The sequence below is a fragment of the Streptomyces sp. 3N207 genome (assembly GCF_052246355.1).
Classification (GTDB): Bacteria; Actinomycetota; Actinomycetes; order Streptomycetales; family Streptomycetaceae; genus Streptomyces.
Window position 1 is genome coordinate 584215 of record NZ_JBQQBV010000002.1, and the last position, 20082, is coordinate 604296.

Annotated in this window: 17 protein-coding genes; 6 read left to right on the forward strand and 11 right to left on the reverse strand. The window is 71.0% G+C overall.

Annotated features, from left to right (window positions below; genetic code table 11):
• Nucleotides 1-4 precede the first annotated feature (4 nt).
• Nucleotides 5-757, reverse strand: coding sequence for an SDR family NAD(P)-dependent oxidoreductase (locus ACTWP9_RS05340; protein WP_443244783.1), 753 nt, complete (start codon nt 755-757; stop codon nt 5-7).
• A gap of 258 nt (nt 758-1015) precedes the next feature.
• Between ACTWP9_RS05340 and ACTWP9_RS05345 the strand changes: the two genes are divergently transcribed.
• Nucleotides 1016-1564, forward strand: coding sequence for a DoxX family protein (locus ACTWP9_RS05345; RefSeq protein WP_443244784.1), 549 nt, complete (start codon nt 1016-1018; stop codon nt 1562-1564).
• A 21-nt stretch (nt 1565-1585) separates the two neighbouring features.
• On the opposite strand, the gene ACTWP9_RS05350 is transcribed toward ACTWP9_RS05345, so the two are convergent.
• From ACTWP9_RS05350 to ACTWP9_RS05360, 3 genes are all read right to left on the reverse strand, one after another.
• On the reverse strand, nt 1586-1993 hold the full coding sequence (locus tag ACTWP9_RS05350; protein WP_443244785.1) for a hypothetical protein: 408 nt from the start codon (nt 1991-1993) through the stop codon (nt 1586-1588).
• A gap of 173 nt (nt 1994-2166) precedes the next feature.
• Entirely contained in the window at nt 2167-3564 is a 1398-nt protein-coding gene (locus tag ACTWP9_RS05355) for a 6-phospho-beta-glucosidase (RefSeq protein ID WP_443244848.1), read from the reverse strand.
• A 41-nt stretch (nt 3565-3605) separates the two neighbouring features.
• Nucleotides 3606-4358: a DeoR/GlpR family DNA-binding transcription regulator gene (locus tag ACTWP9_RS05360; protein ID WP_443244786.1), complete on the reverse strand. Its 753-nt coding sequence runs from the start codon at nt 4356-4358 to the stop codon at nt 3606-3608.
• 142 nt (nt 4359-4500) lie between these two features.
• Here ACTWP9_RS05360 and ACTWP9_RS05365 point away from each other — a divergent pair, with 142 nt between their 5' ends.
• The 4 genes from ACTWP9_RS05365 to ACTWP9_RS05380 all read left to right on the forward strand — a co-directional run bounded on the left by ACTWP9_RS05365 (nt 4501) and on the right by ACTWP9_RS05380 (nt 8891).
• Nucleotides 4501-5604 carry a PfkB family carbohydrate kinase gene (locus tag ACTWP9_RS05365; RefSeq protein ID WP_443244787.1) on the forward strand — a complete coding sequence of 368 codons (1104 nt, stop codon included), beginning with the start codon at nt 4501-4503 and terminating at the stop codon, nt 5602-5604.
• A gap of 127 nt (nt 5605-5731) precedes the next feature.
• The gene (locus ACTWP9_RS05370; RefSeq protein WP_443244788.1) at nt 5732-7138 is read left to right on the forward strand and encodes an ABC transporter substrate-binding protein; all 1407 of its coding nucleotides are present in this window, start codon (nt 5732-5734) and stop codon (nt 7136-7138) included.
• Nucleotides 7135-8070, forward strand: coding sequence for a carbohydrate ABC transporter permease (locus ACTWP9_RS05375; RefSeq protein WP_443244789.1), 936 nt, complete (start codon nt 7135-7137; stop codon nt 8068-8070). Before ACTWP9_RS05370 ends, ACTWP9_RS05375 begins: the two co-directional genes overlap by 4 nt.
• Nucleotides 8067-8891: a carbohydrate ABC transporter permease gene (locus ACTWP9_RS05380; protein WP_443244790.1), complete on the forward strand. Its 825-nt coding sequence runs from the start codon at nt 8067-8069 to the stop codon at nt 8889-8891. Before ACTWP9_RS05375 ends, ACTWP9_RS05380 begins: the two co-directional genes overlap by 4 nt.
• Before the next feature lie 152 nt (nt 8892-9043).
• Here the strand turns inward: ACTWP9_RS05380 and ACTWP9_RS05385 are convergent, their stop codons facing one another.
• Both ACTWP9_RS05385 and ACTWP9_RS05390 read right to left on the reverse strand, forming a co-directional pair.
• Entirely contained in the window at nt 9044-11359 is a 2316-nt protein-coding gene (locus ACTWP9_RS05385) for a penicillin acylase family protein (protein WP_443244791.1), read from the reverse strand.
• A gap of 337 nt (nt 11360-11696) precedes the next feature.
• Complete coding sequence (locus ACTWP9_RS05390; protein ID WP_443244792.1) at nt 11697-12335, reverse strand: hypothetical protein; 639 nt, start codon at nt 12333-12335, stop codon at nt 11697-11699.
• A gap of 368 nt (nt 12336-12703) precedes the next feature.
• Here ACTWP9_RS05390 and ACTWP9_RS05395 point away from each other — a divergent pair, with 368 nt between their 5' ends.
• Nucleotides 12704-13186 carry a TetR-like C-terminal domain-containing protein gene (locus ACTWP9_RS05395; RefSeq protein WP_443244793.1) on the forward strand — a complete coding sequence of 161 codons (483 nt, stop codon included), beginning with the start codon at nt 12704-12706 and terminating at the stop codon, nt 13184-13186.
• Between the two features lie 12 nt (nt 13187-13198).
• On the opposite strand, the gene ACTWP9_RS05400 is transcribed toward ACTWP9_RS05395, so the two are convergent.
• From ACTWP9_RS05400 to ACTWP9_RS05420, 5 genes are read right to left on the reverse strand one after another with little or no spacing between them, the layout of a single operon-like run.
• Entirely contained in the window at nt 13199-13903 is a 705-nt protein-coding gene (locus ACTWP9_RS05400; protein ID WP_443244794.1) for an HAD family hydrolase, read from the reverse strand.
• A gap of 33 nt (nt 13904-13936) precedes the next feature.
• On the reverse strand, nt 13937-15058 hold the full coding sequence (locus tag ACTWP9_RS05405; protein ID WP_443244795.1) for an aromatic ring-hydroxylating oxygenase subunit alpha: 1122 nt from the start codon (nt 15056-15058) through the stop codon (nt 13937-13939).
• A complete protein-coding gene (gene solA, locus ACTWP9_RS05410; RefSeq protein ID WP_443244796.1) occupies nt 15055-16254 on the reverse strand; it encodes an N-methyl-L-tryptophan oxidase in 1200 nt (399 codons plus the stop codon). Before solA ends, ACTWP9_RS05405 begins: the two co-directional genes overlap by 4 nt.
• Nucleotides 16255-16272: 18 nt before the next feature.
• Nucleotides 16273-18786: a GcvT family protein gene (locus ACTWP9_RS05415; protein WP_443244797.1), complete on the reverse strand. Its 2514-nt coding sequence runs from the start codon at nt 18784-18786 to the stop codon at nt 16273-16275.
• Nucleotides 18783-19868: an S-(hydroxymethyl)mycothiol dehydrogenase gene (locus ACTWP9_RS05420; protein ID WP_443244798.1), complete on the reverse strand. Its 1086-nt coding sequence runs from the start codon at nt 19866-19868 to the stop codon at nt 18783-18785. The genes ACTWP9_RS05415 and ACTWP9_RS05420 overlap by 4 nt, the downstream gene beginning before the upstream one ends.
• Nucleotides 19869-20082 lie beyond the last annotated feature (214 nt).

A 20082-nucleotide genomic window follows, 5' to 3' on the forward strand; every position in this document is an offset into this window, starting at 1 on the left:
GCCGTCACTGCGCCGCGTATCCGCCGTCCGCGAGGTGGTAGCTGCCCTGGATGAAGGAGGCGCGGTCCGAGAGGAGGAAAGCCGTCAGCTCCGCCACCTCCTCCGCCGTGCCGAGGCGCCCCTGCGGATGCAGGGAGACCAGACGCTCGCGCATCGGGTTGTCCGTCTCCCGCAGCAGTGGCGAGTCGATGAAGCCCGGGCCGACGGCGTTGATGCGTACGCCCTTGTCGGCGTATTCGAGCGCAGCCGTCTTGGTGAGGCCGACGATGCCGTGCTTGGCGGCCGACTCGGCGGGGCTGCCGGCGAAGCCGTTGCTGCCCAGGACGGACGACATGTTGACGATCGCGCCCCGGCCCGCCGCGGACATCACGGGCAGCTGGTACCGCAGCCCGTAGAAGACGCCGCTGAGGTTGGTGGCGATGATCCGGTCCCAGGCGGTGACCTCGTACTCGCCGGTCGGCAACGAAGGACCGCACACGCCCGCGTTGTTCACCGCCAGATCGAGCGAGCCGAAGGTCTCGGTGGTGAACCGCACGGCGTCGCGTACCGAGTCCGGCTCGGTGACATCGACGACCAGCGCCTCGGCGCGCGCCCCCGCGGTCTCCAGCTCGCCCGCCGCCAGCTGGGCGCCGTCCTCGTCGTAGTCCGCGACGAGGACCGAGGCACCCGCCTGCGCGAGCCGACGGGCCACGGCCAGTCCGATACCGGAGGCGGCGCCGGTGACCAGCGCGGCCATGCCCTCGAACTCGCCGCCCATCCGTTCGACCTCCCGCTCACTGTCCGCTCCCGGCCACCCTCCACCCCGGCACCCCGGGCCGCACCGCCACCACCGGCATCCGGGTGAGCACCCCGCGGGCCCCTCGACGGCCTGCGCGGGCGGGCGCCGGGCGGCCCGCGGGAGTGAGCCGTGCGCCGTACGGAGGGTTCCGGGTTGCGGGTTGGCCGTGGTACGCGTGACATGGCGATGACGGCACCTCCGCCGCCCCTCCGTCCGCCCGCACCCAAGGGACCCCGCATGACACCTCTGCAACTGGTCTCCCGCCCGCTTCTCGGCGTGTTCTTCGTCAATGCGGGAGTGGGAACGCTGAGCGATCCCGAGCCCCCGGCCGGGATGGCGGCGCCCTTCCTGGACAAGCTGCGTGAGAAGGTCCCGCTGCCGGGCGACGATGTGACGCTCGTACGGGTGAACGCTGCCGTACAGGTGGTGGCCGGTGCGCTGCTCACCACGGGGCGCATCCCGCGGACCGCCGCGCTGGCGCTGGCGGCCTCACTGCTGCCCACCACCCTGGCCGGGCACTCGTTCTGGGAGGAGGAGGATCCCGGGCAGCGCGCCGCCCAGCGGATCCACTTCGGCAAGAACACCGCCATCATGGGCGGCCTGCTGGCCGTCATCAGCGACGCCAACCACCAGGCGATGGCCCATGTGATGCGGACCCGTGCCAAGAAGCACAAGGCGGGGCACTGCCCGCTGCATCCCCGGCACACCGCTCCCGGCCGCAAACCGGGCGGGGCCCGGATCTCGTCCCTCAAGCCGGGCGGTGGGCATCGGGCCCGCTCCAAGTAGCGCACATGCGCTCTCAGAGGCTCAGGAACCCTTCAATGTGTACTTGCAGCCCTGCGAGCTCTTACCACCGGCGTTCGCATTCACCTTCTTGCCGTCGACCTTGAGAACGCACGGGGGGAAGACGAACTTGCCGCCGGCCCCCTTCACCGCCTGCGGGGTGACGTACAGCTGTACGCCGACCTTCAACTCGGCCCCTTTGAGCGTGACTTCGGTCGTCTTCTTCCAGGGCAGCGTGGCCGTCTCGAAGTGGCTGGAGCCCGCTGCCCAGCCGATCTGCGAGGAGCCGGTGCCCTGCACCTCGAGGGTCACCTCGTGGGTCTCGGGCGGCCCGGCCTTCTTCTTCGACTTCGCGGCCGAGGCCGGTTTGTCGCCACCGCCCTTTCCGTCCCCCGAAACACTGCCGCAGCCGGTCAGCAGAACACCAGCCATGACCAAGGCCACTCCCGAGACTGCCCTGCGCACCTTCTTCTCCTCCGCGTCGACGGCCAAGCACGTGCCCCGATCCGACCGGTGAGCCTAGTGGGACCGGAGGTGGTCGGTGGGCAAAACGAGCGCGGAGAGTGATTGCGGAGGCAAGTCGGCATATGCCTGGGCATCCGGTTCTAAGCCCGCAGCGGACCTGCCGCGTCCAGCAGGCGCCCCGCGGCGTGCACGGAGTCGACCAGGGGGTGGAGGGCCAGGGCGCGCAGGGCGGCCCGGCGGGAGTTGCCGGTCGCCGCCTCGATCGCGCTGCGTTCCACGGCCTTGAGCTGGAGCATCAGCCCCAGCTGGTCCGGGGCGACCGGGCCGGTCGCCAGTGGGCGGGCCCCGCCGGCATCGACCAGACACGGCACCTCCACCACGGCGTCGGCGTCGACGCCGGGCACGGCGCCGCGGTTGCGGACGTTGAGGATCAGGGTGGTGCGCTGGTTACGTGCGATGGCCCGCATCAGGGCGAGGGCGACGCGGTCGTAGCCCCCGCCGTCGAGGTCGCAGCTGTCGCGCTGCCAGCCGCCGGACGCCTGGCGGCTCTCGGCCATGTACGTCTCCTCGCGTTCGCGGCGGGTCTCGTCCCACGCCTGGAAGGCGCTGCCGGTGCTGCTCCCGGCACTTCCACCGGTTTTGCCGTTTCCACTGTTTTCGCCGTTTCCGCCGTTTCCGCCGGACAGCTTCGCGTAGAAGCTCTGCTGCTGGCGGGCGAGGAACTCGCCCCGGGTGGCGTCCGCTTCGCGGATCGCGGTGAGGGCCTCGCGGTGGTGGTAGTAGTAGTGCAGATATTCGTTGGGCAGGGCGCCCAGCGCGCGCAGCCACTCGGCGCCGAAGAGCTTGCCCTCCTCGAACGACTCCAGCGCCGGGGCGTCCTCCAGCAGCGCGGGCATCCGGTCGGTGCCGTCGACCACGATGCGGCGCAGCCAGCCGAGGTGATTGAGGCCCACGTAGTCGTAGTCGGCGCGGTCCGGGTCGGCGCCGACGGCACGTGCTGCGCGGCGGCACAGTCCGACAGGCGAGTCGCAGATGCCGATGACGCGGTCGCCCAGCACGCGGCTCATGGCCTCGGTGACCATGCCGGCCGGGTTGGTGAAGTTGATGACCCACGCCTGCGGGGCGACCGCTGCGACGCGTTCGGCGATGTGGGTGGCCACCGGCACGGTACGCAGCCCGTAGAGTACTCCGCCGGCGCCGACGGTCTCCTGGCCCAGCAGCCCTTCGGCCAGCGGGAGTTGCTCATCGCGCACCCGTCCGGCGAGGCCGCCGACGCGGATGGCGCTGAAGACGAAGTCGGTGCCTGCCAGCGCCTCGTCCAGATCGGTGGTGGTGCGTACGGCGGGCGCCGGGCCCGCGTGCTGCGCTGTCTGCTCGGCGAGGACGGCGCCGATGGCGTTCAGCCGGCCGGGATCGGTGTCGTGGAGGACCAGCTCGGTGCAGCGCCCGGCGGTGTCGGGCCCCTGGGCGTCCTCCAGCAGCGCACGGTGGACCAGCGGAACCCGGAACCCGCCACCGCCGAGCACGGTGAGCCGCATCCCGTCGGCACCGGCCGTGCCCGTGGCACCCGTCATTCCCGTCATACCTGTACTACCTCCACATCGGCCTCGCGGAACGTGGCGAGGGTGGCCGGGTCGGTCTCCTGGCCGGTGATCAGCATGTCGATGTCCCCGGCCTGGCAGACGCGGGCGCTGCCGGTGCCGGGGAACTTGCGCGGGGTGGCCAGCAGCACCGCCTGGCGGGCCGAGCTCAGCATGGCCCGTTTGACGGGGACCTCGACCTCGGTGGTGTCCAGCACCCGGCCGTCGGCCAGCACTCCGCTGGTGCCGAGGAAGACGCGGTCGGCGTAGATCTCGCGCAGCGCGGCCTGGGTCAGCTGGCCGACCAGGGAGCGGTAGTTGCGCCGCACTTCGCCGCCCAGCAGGACGAGGGACACCTCGGCGTCGGAGCGGAGCTCCTCGTAGACGGCGAGGCTGGAGGTGACGACGGTGATCTTCCGGCCGTGCAGCAGCCGCGCGAGCTGCAGGGTGGTGGTGCCGATGTCGAGCAGCACCGTCTCGCCGTTCTGGATCAGCTGTGCGGCGCCGGCTGCGACGGCCTCCTTGGCCGGAAGGTCGTCCACCTCCTCCTCAGCGAAGGGCCGCTCGACGGGTTCGCGGGCGATGGCGCCGCCGTACACCCGGCGCAGCCGTCCGGCCCCGGAGAGGTCGGACACGTCGCGCCGCGCGGTGGCCTCGCTGACCTGGAGCCGCCGGGCGATCTCGACGACGGGCAGCACTCCCTCTTCGCGGAGGATCCGCAGCAGCTTCTCGTGCCGGGTTTCGCGCAACATGACCAGCACCCTAGCGCGCTTGAGCGTCTTTGCGCGAGTGTGACCGACCTCTTGCAATCCGGGCCGGAAAGCGTGCAAGGTATCGCTCAAACCAATCACGGAAAAGCTGAATTCTGGCCATAGCTGAGAGGGGCGAGCGGCCTTGAGTACCACTGGGAGCGCCCAACCTGCACCGACCGGGAGCTGGTTGGACCCGCTCGCCGCCCTCCGCTCGGACGGCGGCCCCGAGACCGATGTGTTCCTCACCGGAACGGTCTTCCTCGACATCGTCTTCACCGGCCTCGACCACGCCCCCGTGCGCGGCACCGAGACCTGGGCCCGCGGCATGGGCTCCAGCCCGGGCGGAGTCGCCAACATGGCGACCGCGCTGCGCAGGCTCGGGCTGCGCACCGCGCTCGCGGCGGCCTTCGGCGACGACATGTACGGCGACTACTGCTGGGAGGCCCTCTCCGGCAGCGAGGGCATCGACCTGGCGCCCTCCCACCGGGCGAAGGGCTGGCACTCGCCGGTCACCGTCTCGATGGCGTACGACGGCGAGCGCACCATGGTCAGCCACGGCCACGCGGCGCCCAAACCGTGCGTCAGCGTCGCCTCCCGGCCACGGTCCCGGGCCTGCGTCACCTCGCTGTCGCCCGGCCGGGTGGGGGACTGGGTGCGGCAGGCGCACTCCGAAGGCAGCCTGCTCTTCGCCGACACCGGCTGGGACGAGACCGGCGCCTGGGACCCGGACACCCTGGCCGATCTGTCGCTGTGCCACGCGTTCCTGCCGAACGCCACCGAGGCCATGCACTACACCCGCACCGACAGCCCCGAGGCGGCCGTGCGGGCGCTGGCCGAACTGGTGCCCGTCGCCGTGGTGACCAAGGGCTCCGGCGGCGCGGTCGCCGTCGACGGGACCACCGGCGAACACGCCGACGTACCCGCGCTGGAGGTCGACGCGCTCGATCCCACCGGCGCCGGGGATGTGTTCATGGCCGGATTCACCACCGCGACGCTGGCCGGCTGGCCGCTCGCCGACCGGCTGGCCTTCGCCAATCTGACCGCGGCGCTGTCCGTACAGCACTTCGGCGGCTCCCTCTCAGCGCCCGGCTGGAGCGAGGTGGCCGCCTGGTGGCAGTACGCGCGGCGGATCGGCGGCCAGAGCCAGGAAGTGATGCGGCGCTATTCCTTCCTGGACGACCTGTTGCCCGGCGGCAGCAGCGACTGGCCGCTGCGCGCCACCCCCACCATCGGCTTCCGTTCATGAGAGGGCAAAGCGCCCCGAAGGGGCGCGGGGAACTGCGCGCTCAGCCACTACGAAAGCCGCAGTCTGCGACGAACAGTCAGGGACAGCCCCAACCCAGCAGGCGAAGCATCAAGGAGGGGGTACAACGATGAACGCGCACCAGCACCACAGGAGGGGGCGACTGCGCCGCTCCATCACCGCGCTCGGCGCCCTGCTGCTGGCCGCCGCCTGCGTGCCGGGGACGGACGGTTCCGGCGCCGCAGGCTCCGGCGGCGCGGCAGCCACCGCCATACCCGACCCGGGCAAGGCCGGCAAGGTCACCCTCACGGTGTGGGACCAGCAGGTACGCGGCGGGTCGAACGCCGAGATCGAGCGCCTCAACAAGGAGTTCGAGAAGAAGTACCCCAACGTCACCATCAAGCGCGTGGCACGCAGCTTCAACGACCTGAAGAAGACCCTCAAGCTTGCCCTGAGCGGCGACAATCCGCCCGACGTCGTCCAGGCCAACCAGGGCTACTCCGACATGGTGGCCTTCGCCCGCGCCGGGATGCTCGCCCCGCTGGACAGCTACGCCGGCCTCTACAGCTGGAACACCCGCTTCCCGCAGACCCTGCTCAACCTCAACCGGGTCTCGCCCGACGGCAAGCGGTTCGGCACCGGCCAGCTGTACGGGATCTCCCAGGAAGGCGAGTACATCGGCGTCTACTACAACAAGAAGGTGCTGCGGAAGGTGGGCGTCGAGCCGCCGAAGACCTGGCAGGACCTCACCGGCGCGCTGCCGAAGCTGAAGCGGGACGGTGAGCTGCCGGTGCAGTTCGGCAACCTCGACAAGTACCCCGCCATCCACACCTTCGGCGTGCTCCAGGGCCAGGCGGCGGGCAGCGCCGAGCCGGTCCGCGAGACGGTCTTCGGCCGTGGCGGGGGCTTCGACACCGACGCCACCCGCAACGCGGCCCGCACCCTCGCCGACTGGGCAGAGAAGGGCTACTTCCCCAAGGGCGCCAACGGCAAGGGCTACGACGACGCCGCCAAGCAGTTCGCCGACGGCAAGGGCGCCTTCCTGATCACCGGCACCTGGCAGCTCGCCGACCTGCGCAAGCCCATGGGCGAGGACCTCGGCTTCATGCCACCGCCCCCGGCCGCCGGGCAGCAGCCGGTCACCACCGGCGGGGAGGGCCTGCCCTGGTCCATCACCTCCAAGTCCGACCACCCCGAAGTCGCCGCCGCCTACCTCGACTTCCTCACGAACGCACACGCCTCGAAGGTGATGACCGAGGAGGGCGTGCTGCCCGTCGTGCCCGGCAAGGCCGCCGAGAAGCTCGACCCGGACACCGCGAGCGGCCAGATGTTCGCCGGCTGGGGAAAGCTGAACGCCGCCGACGGGCTGGTGCCCTACCTCGACTACACCACGCCCACCTTCTACGACACCCTCTCCGCCGACCTCCAAGGCGTCCTCAGCGGCAAACTCAGCCCCGACGGATTCGCCGGGCGGATGCAGAAGGAATACGCGGACTTCCGCGCCCAGCAGCGTGCTGACGGCGAGGACGAGAAATGAGCACGGGGACCCAGGAGAGACCCGCCGTGCTGCGCCGTGTCGCCGCCCGCTACCGGCGGCAGGCACCCGGCGAGCCCAGGGCGGTGGGCTATCTGTACGTCCTGCCCGCGCTCGCCGTGTTCGGGGTGTTCCTGTTGTGGCCGCTCGGCCAGACCGCCTGGCTGTCGCTGCTGCACTGGGACGGGCTGACCCGCGCGAGCTGGGCAGGTCTCGACAACTACCGGGACCTGCTCACCGACCCCGAGCTGCGCGCCCCGTTCGCGCACGCCGCGGTGCTGCTGCTGTTCTATGCCGTACTGCCCGTGTCGATCGGGCTGTTGCTCACCGCGGCGCTGACCCGCTTCCGCATCCGCGGTATGACCTTCTTCCGCACCGTGCTGTTCCTGCCACAGGTGCTGGCCATGGTCGTGGTCGGCGTCGCCTGGCGCGCGGTGCTGGCTCCCGACGGGCTGCTGAACGACATTCTCGGTGCCCTGGGCCTCGGCGGCCTGGCCCGGTCCTGGCTCGGCGACGACACCTGGGCGCTGCCCGCCGTGGGCGCAGTCGGCACCTGGGTGGAGACGGGGTTGTGTCTGGTGCTGTTCCTCGCCGGAGCCCAGCGCATCCCGCGCGAGCTGTACGAGGCGGCCCGCATCGACGGCGCGGGCCCGGTACGGGAGTTCTTCACCGTCACCCTGCCGGGGCTGCGGGCCGAGGTCGCCGTCGCGCTCACGCTGACCATGGTCGCGGCGCTGCGCAACTTCGACCTGATCTACATCACCACCAGCGGCGGCCCGGGCAATGCCACCTCCGTGCCGGCGTACGAGGTCTACCGCCGCGCCTTCGAGAGCGGCGAGGTCGGCTCGGCGTCGGCCATGGGCATCGCCCTCACCGCCGTGATCTTCACGCTGACCATCGTGGTCACCAGGCTCGTGGAGGGCCGGAGCCGATGAACACTTCCCGTACCGAACGCGGCGTCACCTACGGCATCCTCGGCCTGTTCGCGCTGATCGCCCTGACCCCCGTCGCCGGAATCCTCTCCACCGCGCTGGCCGGCCAGGACTCGCTGGACACCGGCTTCGCCCTGCCGGACGGCCTCAACTGGCACAACTTCGCAGACGCCTGGACCCGCGGCCACTTCGGCAGCTATCTGCTCAGTTCCGTACTGGTGGCCGTCGCGGTGGTGGCCGCCACCACGGTGCTGGCCACGCTGGCGGCCTACGCCTTCGGCACCATGCGCTTCCCCGGCTCCAACTGGGTGTTCTACCTGTTCGTGACGGGGCTCACCCTGCCGCAGGAAGCGGTGATCGTCCCGCTCTACTTCGACCTGCGGCACTGGGGCCTCACCAACACCTACTGGGGCCTGATCCTGCCGCAGACCGCCCAGTCCCTCGCCTTCGGCGTCTTCTGGATGCGGACGTACTTCCGCAACACCCCGCGCTCCCTGCTGGAGGCGGCCCGCCTCGACGGGGCCACCCCCTGGTCGACGCTCACCCGCATCCTGGTGCCGATGGGGCGGCCTGCATTCTCCACGCTGACCGTCATCGTCTTCATGTGGACCTGGAACGAGTTTCTGATGGCGCTGGTCATGGTGAGCGACGAGGCGCACCGTACGGTCCCGCTCGGCCTCGCCTTCTTCCAGGGGCAGCACGCTTCGGATACGGCCCTGTTGGCCGCCTCCGCGACGCTGATCGCGCTGCCCGTCGTCCTGGTCTATCTGCTGCTGCAGCGCCGTTTCATCCAGGGCATGCTGACCGGCTCCGCGAAGGAGTGATCCCCGGCATAGAGGGCTGCGCTTGCCCACCCTGCGCCCCTGGCGCAGACTGCCCAAGCACAGCAGGTAGACGCGCCCCGTAAGGGGCGCGGGGAACTGCGCGCTCAGCCACAAACGCACCCGCAGCCCGCGAGCATCAGGCAGGGGCAGCCCTACCCGGCACCGGGGTGGAGGAGAAGCCGCTGCGTCGTCTCCTCCTCGACGCGAGAGCGGGAGTAGACGAGAGGGAAGGCGCCGTCCGCGGCCCACGCGGCGAACAGATCCCCGTAGTGCGGGGAGCGGGGATCGCCGGACTGGCCGGGGGAGTTCATGGCGAGGGAGTTGTCCCACGCGCCGACGTCCACCACCATCCGGAAGCTCGCCCCGCCGTTCTGCCGGAAGTCCGGCAGATACGCAGCGGCGCCCACCGTGTCGCCGCTGCCGCCGCGCGGGAGCGGACCGAGGCCGCACCAGCCGGGAGCCTCCGTCACCCCCTGGTGGGCCAGCAGTTGGGCCACCGGGTGGCGCAGCTCGGCGCGGTGCAGGGCGCCCCAGGACCAGCCGGCCGGGTCCTCACCCAGCAGCCCGGCGACCGCCGTCACCGCCTCCCCGAGGCTCGCCGACAGCAGCTGCCCGCGTGTGCCGTCCGGATCGGGCGCGGCCAGCAGCCGCAACTCCACCCGCGGATCGCCCGAGTCGCTCTCCACGGGCTGCACCCGCGCCAGCGCCTCCTCCAGCCGCGCCGCCGGCACCAGTCCACGCAGCGCCCGCCGCAGCAGCGCGGGCCGCAGATGGTGGCGGAACCACACCTCGAACAGCGCTGCCGCGGCCGAGTCGGCGCGCAGCGTGCCGTCCCAGCCGCGGAGCAGTCTCAGCCCCGTCCGTACCCGGGGGTCGGCGCTCTCCAGCTCCGCGAGCAGCGGCAGGACCTGACGCGCGGGCAGACTGACGTAGTCGGTCTGCAGCCGTACGCAGTCCTCGGTGCTCCAGTCGTCCCGTGCCGCGAGGGCCTCGGCGCACCGCTGGTAGCGGAAGGGCGCGTACCAGTCGTGGGTGACGGGCCGCTCGGCGTGCGGATAGTCAGGCGGCAGATTGAGCTGGTTGGCGGTGGCGAACCAGCCCTGGGCCGGGTCGCGTTCGCTGGGCAGCTCGTCCGCTGCCAGGAAGCCGTCCCACTCGAAGCGCCCGTCGCCCGGCACCGGCAGCGTGCCGTCCCAGCCGCGCCGCCGCGGGACGCGCCCGGCCGGGCGCCAGCCGATCGTCCCGTCGGGTGCCGCGTACACCTGGTTCTCGCCCGGTGCGCCCCAGCGCCGCATTGCCGCAGTGAACGCGTCCGGGCTCTCGGCGCCCATATAGCTCGCGCTGCCCAGATACGGCGCCATCCCGGGCCCCAGCCACGCGGCGCGCACCGCGAAGGCGGCCTGCTTCTCGGGGTGTTCCCGGATGACGGGGCCGTGCCGGGTGAACCACATCCGGGCGGGCACCGGCTCCGCGTCCCGGACCGGGATCTGTTCGGTGACGCACGTCATCCGCTCCCAGCCGTCCCGGTACGCGTAGGAGCGCGGGTCGTCGGAACGGGTCCGGTAGACGTACAGGTCCTCCTGATCGATCGGGAAGATCGTCAGGCCGAACGCGATGTGGCCGTTGTGCCCTATGGAGATCCCCGGCAGGGCCGGTTCGCCTGCACCGATCACATCCAGCCCGGGTGCGGACAGATGGGCGAGGTAGCGGAGCGAGGGGAGGGTGACGGCCCGGTGCGGATCGTTGGCCAGCAGCGGTCGCCCGGTGGCGGTGCGGGAGGGCGCCAGCACCCAGTTGTTGCTGCCGTCCAGACCCTGGCGGGGCGGGGTGTCGGTGGCCCAGGGCGGGGTGGTGGCCAGATCGTAGACGCGGAGCACGTCGTCCGGGATGACGTCCGGATCCAGGCCCTCGGGAACGCGGAGCTCGTGGCCCTCCGGCTCGCGGACCTTGCGCAGTTCCTCCACCTCGGGGCCGAAGTCGCGGAGCGTACGGACCCGGGCCACCTCTTCGCGGAGGTTGTAAAAGAGGCCGTGTGTGCGGATGCGGGCCAGATCGTCGTGGTGCCAGTAGGACGGTGCATAGTCGAGGGCCGCGAACTCGGGCGGGAGGGAGTCGGCTCCGCGCACTGCCGCGACATACGCGTTGATCCCCGCGACGAAGGAGCGTGCCATCTCCTCCGTCCCCGGCCCGTACGCCGCCCACTCCTCGGCCATGTCGCCGCGGTACAGGAACAGCCGGGCCGCCCGGTCATGCTCGACGTAGCTCTCGCCGAACACCTCGGCCAGCAGCCCCAGCCCCCGCCGCCGCCACAGGTCGAGCTGGAAGAGCCGCTCGCGGGCCGCGTTGAAGCCCTGCGCGAGGAACAGGTCGGCCCGCGAGGCGGCGTACAGATGCGGAACGCCCCAGCGGTCCACCAGGATCTCGACGGGCTGCGTCAGTCCGGGAACCTCGAACCTGGTCACGTCCACGCTTGCTCCTCCTGGGGTTCACCGATTTCTGCTCCGGGAACGGGCGGTCGCCCCCGAGCCCCACCAGCATCCCCGGATCTGCACCTGTGCGTAGGGAACGATGAAAACGGTCGCCGTGACCGCCACCAATATCCCCACCGGCCAGGAGCGGAAGCGGCGTTCGGCCATGTCCGCCATTGACAGCAGCCGTTGCCGACTCGCGTACGTCCACAGCGCCGGGCCGGCCACGTACGCCACAGCGAAGCCGGTCGTCGGACAGGCGACGAGCTGGGGAACGTCATGACCTGGTGGTCCGGCGCCGCGTCCTTCCTCCTGCCGGGTCGGTGTGGTGTGAGGGTCAGGTGGCGACGTAGTTGGTCAGGACGCAGCCTTCGACGAGGGCGGGCCGCTTGGTGTAGCCGCTGGGGACCTTCAGCTCCGGGTCGCAGTTCAGCAGGAGCAGCTTCGTGGAGAGCAGTCCGCTGTCCCTGATCTTCGCGGCGGGGTCGACGGCGAAGTTGTCCCCGACCAGGAAGCGTCCTGAGGTGAGCGAACTGCTGCCGCCCGACCTGTCGTTGTCCAGGACGTACTCCTTGTAGCGCTGCTGGAAGGCCTTCATGTTCTTGGTGAGGTAGACCATGTAGCTGTTGGTCCAGTCCTCGCCGCAGACGCCCTCCTCCTTGATGCTCCAGGCTGCTGCCTCCTGCTGTTCGGAAGGCGGAGCACTCTCGGAGACGTCGTCGACGAAGCCGTCGGCGGGGAGCCGGTCGTCCATCTGGTCGGTGCTCATTCCGTAGCACGGCAGTTGGGTCTTTCCCATGAAGGTCTCCACCTCCTTGAGGGACCCGACGCGCGGCAGCCCGGTCGCAGGCTTCGCCGCACCGTCCTTCTCACGCTTCGACGGGTCTCCCGCCGGCCCTTTGGCGGAGGTCTCCGCGTCGCTTTCCGAGTCCGGGCCGCAGCCGGTGACGACGCTGAGGGGAGACGAGCGCCGCAACGAGGGCGAGCGTGAGCTTGGTACGCATCGGTGAGTCTCATTCATGAACAGGGGGGCAGGGGACAGCGCGGCGTGGCTGCGAACTTAACGCGTGGAATAGTGCGTTAATGGCTGTGGACGCTAGCACACAGCTGACTCGCCGAGTGCGGGACACTGGCTCCCGCGGTGCCGCGGAACGGCAGCGTCCGGGCCAGGCCGTGGGACCGCGGCAGGTCTGGTGGACCAGAGGAAGCGTGCGGGGTGGATTTGTGCAGCAACGGCCGGCTCACGGATCGGTACGGCCCGGCGGCCGGACGGCCCGGACGCGGGCAGCAGTGCTGGAGGCAGCACTTGAGGAACTGGGAAGGGGGGAGTACGGGGGGCTCAGCGTGGAGAAGCTGTCGGCTCGCGCGGGGGTGCACGCCACGACGATCCGCCGCCGCTGGGGCTCGGTGCAGGGGGTGGTGATGGACCTCTTCGAGTACGTGGCCCAGGACATCGCGGTCCCGGACACCGGCAGCCTGGAGGAGGATCTCCGGCTGCTGGCCGAGGGCGTCCTGACCCTCTACACCTCCACACGGAACCGCAACCTGCTCACCCGCATGGTCGCCGCGGTCGGTGAACACCCCGACAGCACCCAGGTGATGCGCGACTTTTTCGCGGCACGGACCCGGCAGGTGGCCGGCATCGTGGAGCGTGCCATCGCCCGCGGAGAGGTGCCCGGGAGGACGAACCCGCTGGAGGTCATCGAGGCGGTGAGCGCACCGGTCTACTACCGGCTGCTCGTCACCCAGCAGCCGGTCGACCCCTCCCTCGCGCACCGGTTGGCGGAGGTGGCCTCCCGAGCGGCCCGCGCGGGCGCCTTCAACTGAGGCGCGCCCCGCTCAGGAGCGACTCTCCTGGATGGGTTCCGCCAGCAGGTCGCGAAGGTCCTCCAGAGTGCCCGCTGTCGCATCCGCGAGCCAGGCCGCCGGGGTGGGGCCGCCCGTGTAGCCGAGCACCGGCATGCCGGCGGCGCGCGCTGCACGAATGCCTGCCGGGCTGTCCTCGATCACCAGGCACTCCGCGGGTGGTATCCCGCAGGCGGCTGCCGCGTGCAGGAACAGATCGGGTGCCGGCTTGCCCTCGCGTACGTCGTCCGCGCTGAAGACGCGGCCCGTGAAGCGCTCCCACAGGCCGGTTGCCGTCAGCGAGTGGCGGATGCGCGGGTGGCTGCCGCTGCTGGCGACGCAGTACGGGAGGGCACGCGTATCCAGCGCGTCCAGCAGCGCAGGGACGCCCGGCATCGTGTGCGGAGCCGCGTCGAAGGCGGCGGCGACCCGGGAGCGGTACTCCACGAGCCAGCTGTCGTCCACGGGCACCGTGGCGTGCGCCCGCACCTGCGCCAGCAGATACGGCTCAGGGGTGCCCAGAAACTTCTCCAGCACGTCGGCCGGGGTCAGCGGCCATCCCGCCGCCGTCGCCATCGCGGCGATCACCTCGGGTCCGATCCGCTCCGTGTCGACCAGCACCCCGTCACAGTCGAAGACGACGAGCCGCGCCGCCGCGAGCGCCCGGGCAGCGGGGGAGGGGTGGGGCGTACTGTCCATACGCCCCACCCCATCACGCCGCCGCGTGGGCGCTCAGCCCGGGTCGGTCAGCCGGTCGGTGACCCAGGTGTGGAACTCACCGATGTGGTGTTCGCTGGGGACCAGGACCCCGCCGTTCCGGTAGGCGCGGGAGGCCATCGCGGGCTGGGTGCGTTCGCAGGCGTCGAAGTCCTGGACGTTGACCCGGTGGAACAGTTCCACCGAGTGTGAGACATCGGCGCCGGAGGCGATCACCTCCGGTGCGTAAAGCCAGTCGCACTCGATCACCGTGCGGTCCTCGGCCATCGGGAACATCCGGTGGACGATCACATGGTCGGGCACCAGGTTCACGAACACCTGCGGCCGGATGGTGATGGCGTAGTAGCGGCGGTCGTGCGTGTCCGGGACGCCGGGAAGCCGCTCGAAGCCGGCGCTGCCGTCCACCGTGAAGCCTTCGGCCTCGGCGGCGAACTCGGGACCGTGTCCCACGTAGTACTGTGCGGCGAATCCGTCGGCGAACTCCGGGAGCACTTCGGTGAGTTCGGGGTGAATGGTGGCGCAGTGGTAGCACTCCATGAAGTTCTCGATGATGAGCTTCCAGTTGGCCGCCACGTCGTAGGTGTGCCGTCGGCCGAGTGCCAGCGACTCGATCGCGTAGTGCCCGATCACATCGGTGCCGCCCAGCCGGTCGACGACATCCCCCATCACCGAGTCCTCGAACGAGGGCGGCTCGGCGGCCAGGCACACCCACGCATAGCCCAGCCACTCGCGCAGCTGCACCGTGTGCAGCCCGTACTCGGTACGGTCCACATCCGGCATCCGGGTCAGATTGGGGGCCGCGGTCAGCTTGCCGTCCAGGTCGTAGGTCCACGCGTGGTACGGGCACTGCAGGCTGCGCCGTACCTCGCCCGCCTGCTGGGTGCACAGCCGGGCGCCGCGGTGCCGGCACACGTTGAGGAAGGCCCGCAGCTCGCCGCGCCGGTTGCGGGTGATCAGCACGCTTTCCCGGCCCACTTGAACAGTGCGGTAGGCACCGGGCTTGTCCAGGTCTGCCGAGCGGACCGCGCAGAACCACTCGGTCTCGAAGATGCGCTCCTGCTCGCGCCGGAAGTTCTCCGGATCGGTGTAGCGGTCTCCTGGCAGGGTCGCCAGCAGGCTGCCGACAACGGTCGTCATGTCGTGGTTTCTCCCTCGGGAGTGGCGAACTGGCGGTGCGGAGCCCTCAGGGGCTCCCTGAGCGGGTCGAACAGAGCGATCGGGTGCTCGGTGGTGCCGGTGAGCGCCAGGTCGGCGACGATCTCCCCGACGACGGGTACGAACTTGAAGCCGTGCCCGGAGAATCCGCAGGCCACGGTCACCGCGTCCGGGTGCTCCGGGTGCCGGGCCAGCACGAAGTGCTCGTCGGGGGTGGTGGTGTACATACAGGTGACGGCCTTGCGCAGCCGCCCCGGCAGATCGGGGATACGGGGCCGCAACTGCGCCGCCATCGCCTCGGCCTCCGCCTCGGACACCGTGCGGTCGACGGTCTCCGGGTCGCACAGCGAGCCCTTGCGGAAGAAAGCGACCTTCGCCCCTCCGTCCGGCCCCTCGATCGCCGGGAACCCGTAGATCTGCACGCCGTCTGAGTCCTCCCACACATAGACGGGATGCTGCTCCGGCGCGAACGGGGCGGTGCCACCCTGGGGGTGGAACCAGTACATGACCTGCCGCTCGATGGCGAAGCCGACGCCGAGATCGGCGAGCAGGCGCGGTGCCCACGCGCCGGGGCATACCACCAGATGCCCGGCGGTGTAGACGTCGTCCGCCGTGTGCACCCGTACGCCTCTGCCGCCCGGCAGCACCTCCCAGCGGGTCACCGGCTCCTCGAACCGCAGCTCGGCACCGGCCCGCTGGGCAAGCTGCACATGGGCGGTGACGGTCGCCTCGGGGCGGACGAAACCGGCGTGCTCCTCGTAGAGGGCCACCTCGTCGTCCGCCGGTGTGAGGGTCGGGAAGCGGCGCCGTACCTCCGCCGCGTCCAGCAGCTCATGGGGGAGGCCCCACTGCCGGGCCGAGTGCAGGCTGCCGGAGACGGTGCGGCTGTCCGGGCGGCCCATCATCACGCCGCCGCACAGGGTGGCGAGGGTACGGCCGGTGTCGCGTTCCAGCTTGGCGAACAGTTCGTAGGAGCGGAGGAGGAGGGGGACGTAGGCGGGGTCCTCGAAGTAGGACTGGCGGATGATGCGGGAACCGCCGTGACTGGAGCCGCGGTTGTGGGCCGGGCCGAAGCGCTCCAGCCCGAGGACCCGGTGGCCGCGGGCTGCCAGGTGACAGGCAGCGGCACTGCCCATACCGCCGAGACCGATGACGATGACATCGCGGGATTGCGACACTGCGGGCCTCCTCGGGGGTCAGCGGCGGATACGGGCCATCTCGGGGTCGAACAGCGGCTCCGCGGCGACCGTTGCCGCCACCTTTTCGCCGAAGTACTCGACGGCGACCGAGGTACCCGGCACGGCAGCGTCGGCCGGCACCCACGCGTAGGCGACGCACCGCCCCACGCTGTAGCCGTACGAAGCGCTGGTCACATATCCGGCGACGACCCCGTCGACCTGCACGGGCTCGCTGCCCATGACGACCGCGGCGGGGTCGTCGAGGGTGAGGCACACCAGCTTCCGGGTGGGGTCGCCGCGTTCGGCCAGCGCGTCCCGCCCGACGAAGTCGCCCTTCGCGGGACGGACGGCGAAGCCCACGCCGGCCTCCTCGGGGGTGTGCTCGGTGGTCATGTCGGCGCCCCAGGCGCGGTACCCCTTCTCCAGCCGGAGGCTGTTGAAGGCGCTGCGGCCCGCGGCGATGACGCCGAGCCGCTGTCCGGCCTCCCACAGGGTGTCCCACAGCCGCAGTCCCACGTCGGCATCCGTGTACAGCTCCCAGCCCAGCTCGCCGACGTAACTGACCCGCAGCGCGGTCACCGGAACGTGGCCCACATAGGTCTGACGTGCCTTGAAGTAGCCGAACGCCTCGTGCGAGAAGTCCGCGGGGGTGAGCGGCTGCACCAGCTCCCGGGCCAGCGGGCCCCACACCCCGATGCAGCAGGTGCCGGAGGTGATGTCCCGGACCTGTACGTCCTCGGGAGCGTGGCTGAGCAGCCACTCCAGGTCGGCCGGGCTGTTGGCGCCGAGCTGCCAGCGGTCCGGGCCCAGCCGGGCGGCGGTCAGGTCGCTGCGTATGCCGCCGTTCTCGTCGAGCAGCAGCGTGTAGGTGACCGAGCCGGTGCGCTTCTTGAGGTTGTTGCTGGTCATCCGCTGGAGGAAGGCGAGTGAGCCGGGCCCGGTGACCTCCAGCCGCCGCAGCGGCGTCATGTCGTACAGCGCGACCTTCTCGCGGGTCAGCTTGGCCTCGGCAGCGGCGATCGGCGACCAGTGCTGGGCCGACCAGCTGTCGCGCTCCGGCAGCTCGAGGCCGAGCCCGGCCACCAGCGGCGCGTTCGCCTCGTACCAGTGGGGCCGCTCCCAGCCGCCCGACTCCAGGAAGTAGGCGCCCAGTTCCTGCTGCCGGGGGTAGAAGGGGCTGGTGCGCAGGGGCCGGCCCGGGCCGGGCGGCTGGAGCGGGTGGATCACGTCGTACACCTCGACGAAGCTGCGTTCGCCCCGCTCGCGCACATACGCGGGGGAGCGCTGGGCCTTCTCGAAGCGGTGCGGATCGCACTCGTGGACGTCGACCGTGGTGCGGCCGTCCGTCATCAGCTCGGCGACGGCCCGCGCGGCGCCGGCCGAGTGCGTGACCCAGACGGCTTCGGCCAGCCAGAAGCCGCGCACCGTGTTGGACTCGCCCAGCAGCGGCATCCCGTCGGGGGTGAAGGAGAAGACGCCGTTGAAGCCCTCCTCCACCTGGGAGTCGCCCAGCGCGGGCAGCAGCCGTCCGGTCTCGTCCCAGCTGGGTGCGAAGTCCTCCGCCGTGAAGGGCAGCGACGACGGCATCTTGGGGGCTTCGTCGTAGGGCAGGATCGTGTGCGGGTCGACGGGCAGCGGACGGTGTGCGTAGGTACCGATGCCGATCCGGCCGGGGCCGCCCGTCGGGTCGAGGTGTTCGCGGTAGTAGAGGTCGTGGTCCTGGTGGCGCAGGATGGGCCGGACCGCCTCGTCACCACCGGCCCCGGCGCCCGCCAGCTGAGGCAGCGGCGCCGTCCTGGCGTACTGGTGGGCGAGCGGCAGCAGCGGTACGTCCACCCCGGCCATGGCGCCGATGACCGGCCCCCAGAATCCGGCGGCGGAGACCACGTGGTCGGCCGGGAAGGTGCCCCGGTCGGTGACGACACCGGTAACCCTGCCGCCCTCGCGTTCGATGCCGGTGACGGTGTGCCGGTCCAGGAAGCGGGCCCCGCGCTGCGAGGCACGCTCGATCTGGGCCAGACAGGCGTCGATGGCGCGGGCCAGCCCGTCGCCGGGGGTGTGGAAGCCGCCGAGCACGGTGTCCGGGTCGAGCATCGGGAAGAGCTCGGCGCACCGCGCGGGAGAGACGAGTTCGCCTTCCACGCCCCAAGAGGCGGCGAGCCCGGCCTTGCGGTGCAGATCCAGCAGGCGGGCCTCGGTCGTGGCCACCTCGAGACCGCCCACCGGCAGGAAGCACGGCCGCCCCGCATTGCGCAAGGAGCTGAACTTCTCCACGGTGTAGCGCGCGTACTGCGTGAGTGCCCTGGAGGGGCTGGTACGGAAGACGAGGCCGGGCGCGTGGGAAGTGGAACCGCCGGGAGCCGCCAGCGGGCCCTGTTCGAGGACGGTGACGTCGGTCCAGCCGCGCGCCGTCAGCTCGTCGGCCAGCGAGCAGCCCACGATTCCGGCGCCGACGATGACGACGCGCTCGTCGCGCGGCCGGGCTTCTTCCGGAGTGGGGGAGTGCACAGCCGGGTCAGGAGTGTTGTTCACAGGACCACCACCGATCGCAGCACCTTGCCGCGCTGCATCCGCTCGAAGGCGACCTCGACCTCGTCCAGCGCGATCGTCTCGGTGACGAAGGCGCCCAGGTCGAGCTTGCCGCTGAGATAGAGGTCGATCAGGACCGGGAAGTCCCTGCTGGGCAGGCAGTCCCCGTACCAGGACGACTTGAGGGCGCCGCCCCGCGAGAACAGCTCCTGGAACGGAAGCTCGATCGTCACATCCGGAGCCGGGACGCCGGCCTGGACGAGCACGCCCGCCAGGTCCCGCATCGCGAAGCCCTGCAGATAGGTCTCCGGGCGGCCGACCGCCTCGATGACGACGTCCGCACCGTGGCCGCCGGTCAGCTCGCGGACGGCCTCGACGGGGTCGGTGCCGCGCGAGTTGACGCTGTGCGTGGCTCCGAACTGGGTGGCCACATCCAGCTTGTTGTCGTCGATGTCGACGGCGATGATCCGGCGGGCCCCGGCCAGCGAGGCCGCCGCGATGGCCGCGTTGCCGACACCACCGCAGCCGATGACGGCGACGGTGTCCCCGTAGGAGACGCCCCCGGTGTGCACGGCGGCGCCCCAGCCGGCCATCACCCCGCAGCCGATGAGTCCGGCTGCCTCGGGCCGCGCTGCCGGGTCGACCTTGACGGCCTGCCCCGCGGCGACCAGCGTCTTTTCGGCGAAAGCGCCGATGCCGAGCGCCGGGCTGAGCGGGGTGCCGTCCAGCAGCGTCATCGGCTGCCGGGCGTTGCGCGAGTCGAAGCAGTACCAGGGCCGCCCCTTGCGGCAGGAGCGGCAGCTTCCGCACGGTGCGCGCCAGGCGAGCACGACGAAGTCGCCGGGGCGCAGATCGGTGACGCCGGGGCCCGTCTGTTCGACGACGCCCGCGGCCTCGTGGCCGAGGAGGAACGGGAAGTCGTCGCCGACGGCGCCTTCCCGGTAGTGCAGATCGGTGTGGCAGACACCGCATGCCTGGATGGAGACGAGGACCTCGCCCGGGCCGGGGTCCGGTACCAGGACCGTCTGCACCTCGGCCGGGGCGTCCTTCTTCATCGCGACGACAGCGCGGACCTCGTATGGCATTCCCAGACCTCGCAGTTGTTGCGTAGTGCACGACTGGTTGCGCTATGGGAGACATATTGAGAACGCCGAACCTCGCCCGTCAAGAGTTGTGGATCAGTGGTTCATGACAGGGCATCAGAAAAAGACACTGCGGGCCCGGCCGATGCCGGACCCGCAGTTATGGGAGGTCGGAGCGGTGCTAGCGCTGACGCCCCATCAGAAATTTGTACTTTTC

Coding starts and splice junctions, on each gene's coding strand:
- ACTWP9_RS05340 (WP_443244783.1), bottom strand. CDS start 757: ATGGGCGGCGAGTTCGAGGGCATGGCCGCGCTGGTCACCGGCGCCGCC.
- ACTWP9_RS05345 (WP_443244784.1), top strand. CDS start 1,016: ATGACACCTCTGCAACTGGTCTCCCGCCCGCTTCTCGGCGTGTTCTTC.
- ACTWP9_RS05350 (WP_443244785.1), bottom strand. CDS start 1,993: ATGGCTGGTGTTCTGCTGACCGGCTGCGGCAGTGTTTCGGGGGACGGA.
- ACTWP9_RS05355 (WP_443244848.1), bottom strand. CDS start 3,564: ATGCGGCTCACCGTGCTCGGCGGTGGCGGGTTCCGGGTTCCGCTGGTC.
- ACTWP9_RS05360 (WP_443244786.1), bottom strand. CDS start 4,358: ATGTTGCGCGAAACCCGGCACGAGAAGCTGCTGCGGATCCTCCGCGAA.
- ACTWP9_RS05370 (WP_443244788.1), top strand. CDS start 5,732: ATGAACGCGCACCAGCACCACAGGAGGGGGCGACTGCGCCGCTCCATC.
- ACTWP9_RS05375 (WP_443244789.1), top strand. CDS start 7,135: ATGAGCACGGGGACCCAGGAGAGACCCGCCGTGCTGCGCCGTGTCGCC.
- ACTWP9_RS05380 (WP_443244790.1), top strand. CDS start 8,067: ATGAACACTTCCCGTACCGAACGCGGCGTCACCTACGGCATCCTCGGC.
- ACTWP9_RS05400 (WP_443244794.1), bottom strand. CDS start 13,903: ATGGACAGTACGCCCCACCCCTCCCCCGCTGCCCGGGCGCTCGCGGCG.
- ACTWP9_RS05405 (WP_443244795.1), bottom strand. CDS start 15,058: ATGACGACCGTTGTCGGCAGCCTGCTGGCGACCCTGCCAGGAGACCGC.
- ACTWP9_RS05420 (WP_443244798.1), bottom strand. CDS start 19,868: ATGCCATACGAGGTCCGCGCTGTCGTCGCGATGAAGAAGGACGCCCCG.